This is a genomic window from Thermostichus sp. MS-CIW-40 (assembly GCF_054058315.1).
This window is the reverse complement of the sequence record NZ_JBSSAC010000084.1, coordinates 1-2,315: the sequence shown is the minus strand read 5'-3', so window position 1 is coordinate 2,315 and position 2,315 is coordinate 1. Positions and strand designations below refer to the sequence as shown.

2 protein-coding genes are annotated in these 2,315 nt (G+C 58.4%); one reads left to right on the top strand and one right to left on the bottom strand.

What is annotated here, in order from left to right; translation table 11 throughout:
- The first annotated feature begins 48 nt into the window (after window positions 1-48).
- A complete protein-coding gene (locus ACVWXF_RS14175; RefSeq protein WP_457474714.1) occupies window positions 49-207 on the top strand; it encodes a hypothetical protein in 159 nt (52 codons plus the stop codon).
- 141 nt (window positions 208-348) lie between these two features.
- On the opposite strand, the gene ACVWXF_RS14170 is transcribed toward ACVWXF_RS14175, so the two are convergent.
- Complete coding sequence (locus ACVWXF_RS14170) at window positions 349-1,902, bottom strand: TolC family protein (protein ID WP_457474713.1); 1,554 nt, start codon at window positions 1,900-1,902, stop codon at window positions 349-351.
- Window positions 1,903-2,315 lie beyond the last annotated feature (413 nt).

Genomic DNA, 2,315 nt, shown 5'->3' with positions numbered 1-2,315 from the left:
GGCAGCAGTCAAAACTGCTCTCGGTGTGGTCAAAGAGTACCGAAAGCGATTCAAGACAGGTGGCATTCTTGTTCCCATTGTGGGCTAGAACTAGGGCGCGACCACCATGCGGCCATCAACATCAAGCACAGGGCGGTGGGGCATCCCGTTCTTTTCGCGTCAGCGGGACGTAGTCCTCAAGCGCAGGAAATGTCCTTTTCGCGCTAGCGGCGCGGAGCGCTTTGCGTCAGCATGAGTGCGGGAGTATGTCACAACAGCTCAAGTTGGAATAGAACTGTTTCGTCGCGGTATCCATAGCACCCCTCTCCTTTTGGAAGAAGGGCTGGGAGTGAGGGAGAAAGGCTCAAGTCAAAGGCTGCCAATGGCCCGTTTCAGTTGTACCAGGGCACGATTGTAGGCGATTACAGCATTGGAAAGGTTGCCACGGGCAGTGGTGAGAGCAGCTTCAGCATTGATCACCTCCGTTTGGGTGCCCACCCCTGCTTGCAGGCGCAGCCGGGCCAAGCGCAGGCTCTCTTCTGCCGAGGCAATTGCCACTTTGGCCGAGTCGATCTGTTCACGGCTGGAGCTGAGGGTCAGAAAGGCTTCTTCCACCTCCCGCTGGATTTCGTTGCGGGTGCCGACGAAATCGCTCACGGCCACCTGCCCGTCGATCTGAGCTTGGCGGGCTTGGGCAGCCGCTTCTCCTCCATCGAACCAAGTCAAGCTGAAATTGGCTCCCACCGAATAGCCAACATCAAAACTGTTGCGGCTGGCGTTGAAATCGTTAACGGCATCGAGGCTGGCGAACAAGCCAATTCGGGGGCCATTGCGGGCTTGTGCCAGGCGCAGGCGGCTTTGGGCCTGCTCCAATTCTCGGCGCCGGCGCTCCAATTCCTGTCGTTGGGCAAAGGCAGCAATGATGGTCTCTTCCAGGCTGAGATCCCACTCCCCCATCGGCTCAATGCGGTCGCTGGCCAACACGTCGGTGGGGCTGGGGAAATTCAGCAGTTCGGCCAGGCGGCGGCGATTCAGTTGTTGGGTGTTTTGAGCCGCCAGCAAGGTTTGTCGATTGTTGGCCAATTCCGTCTCTGCCTGGAGAATCTCAAAGCGGGTACCCAGCCCGGCCCGTTCTCGGGCTTGAGCATCCCGCAGGGTGGCTTCGGAACTTTCGACGGCAGCTTGGCTGATGGCAACCCTGGCATCTGCGCTTTGCAGATCGTAGTAGGCGTTGGCCACAGCTTGTTTGACCGTCTGCAGCGTTTGCTCCAGTTGCAGTTGGGCGATGCGCAGCGCTTCTTGGGCCAGCTTCAGGTTTTGCTCTCTAAGGCCACTGTCAAAAGCGGTATACTCCACCCGCACCACACTGGCCGAGAGGGTGTGGGATTCGCGCCTTGGCCCACCACCCGGAGAGGGAGCCTCACTGTACTGGTAGTTGGCACGGCTGGAGAGGGTGGGAGCAAAGGCAGCTTGAGCTAGAGCTACCCCGGCCTCGGCCCGCTCGACAGTCAGTCTGGCCTGCTGCACAGCCGGGTTCTGGGCAACGGCGATCTCCAGAGCTTCTTCCAAAGACAAGCCCTCCCTTCGCTCGATGCGCACCTGCAAGGGGGATTGGGGCACCACCAATTCTTCAGCCGTCAAAGCCCCCTTTAGAGTCAGGTCAGCCGCAGGGGTGGAGTCAGCAGGGTTGGGGGGAATCGATAGGGTGGGGGGGGGTGGGGGGGTGAGGATTTCGCGGCTGTTGGGCAGAGCAGAGGCAGCGGAGCTGGGAGCTTCTGGCTGAGCAAGAGCAGGGACAGCCCAGAGCAGGCTCAACAGTAGGCCACAGGGGGCAGAACAGGCAAGGTTCAACTGGGATCCCGCCGAGCCCGTCTGCTGTTGAGGAAGTTGAAGCGGATCCCTGGCTCCATTTTGCATCGCCATCGTGCTGTCATTCTCAACATCACCCCTAGCAGTATCGCAAAAGAAAGGACAAAGATAAGACGGTTTTCCACAGGCTCTCTGGCCGCCCTGTTCGGGCCAGTGGAAGCGAGTCCTCGCATTTGCCCCTGCAACGATGAGGCCGACCTGCGTCTGCCAGGAGCTCCGAGCACGGGCGGGACTCCTCTACACTCAGCAGAGACGCTTGGATTGAGACCGAGTCGATTTAGATTTAGACTCAGTTTAGAATGGTGGGGCCATCTGTCCGTGATGGCGGGGGTGGGTGTTGTGGGCGATGAAAGGGGGCAAGGTGGCAGACTCTCAGAGCATGACTCTAGTCAATAATAAGCTCAACTATACTGAAAATAATGTATAATATGTTCAGTACGGATTACTACCAGTTGATCTTTCTGTTT